General features: G+C 42.1%; 2 protein-coding genes. One reads left to right on the top strand and one right to left on the bottom strand.

Annotated elements, in window-relative coordinates; genetic code table 11:
* Nucleotides 1-475, top strand: a 475-nt coding sequence (locus R7P74_RS28480) for a GNAT family N-acetyltransferase (protein ID WP_318124047.1), incomplete at its 5' end; no start/stop codon positions are given.
* Here the strand turns inward: R7P74_RS28480 and R7P74_RS28475 are convergent.
* Nucleotides 435-553 (bottom strand): DUF3301 domain-containing protein (locus R7P74_RS28475; protein ID WP_318124049.1); only part of this gene is annotated, 119 nt, incomplete at its 5' end. The two genes, R7P74_RS28480 and R7P74_RS28475, sit on opposite strands and share 41 nt — an antisense overlap.

Raw genomic sequence — 553 nt, 5'->3', positions numbered from 1 at the left:
ACCCTACAATGAGTCGTTGCAACTAGAATTCGTTATGCTTAATTGCTGTGCGAAAAACCGTGCCGAAATGAATGGTCCTCATACAGTAGCCTCTGCCAAACAATTGTTTGAGAAAATACTGGATGACGAAAATATTTATAGTATGGCGGTACTTGAGAGTACGAGCCGTGACTATATGGGGCATGTATTCATTTCCCATCTCGATTCCGAACCCGAATTAGGTTTTATTTTTGATAAGGCGTATTGGGGTAAAGGGTTAGCGACAGAAGCGCTAAAAGCGTTTTTCCCTAAAGCGTGCCGCGAATTGGAACTACATAAGGTGAAAGCGAATGTAAACAGCAATCACCAAGCATCAATGGCGGTATTGGAAAAACTGGGATTTGTTAAAACAAGAGAAAGTAAGGACTTATTCGGCCCTTACTTTGAAATGGAATTTACAAGCGATGTGGCGGTAGGTGAAAGCTCTGCGGCCTGAATCCAACCATTGTCAATTGGCCTTGATAGCAGTCATCGCCAAGAGATGAAAACTCAAATTGATACACTGTATGCCAAA

The sequence above is a fragment of the Vibrio sp. 2033 genome, from assembly GCF_033339735.1.
The sequence above is the reverse complement of the archived record's forward strand: the minus strand, read 5'-3'. Positions and strand labels throughout refer to the sequence as shown.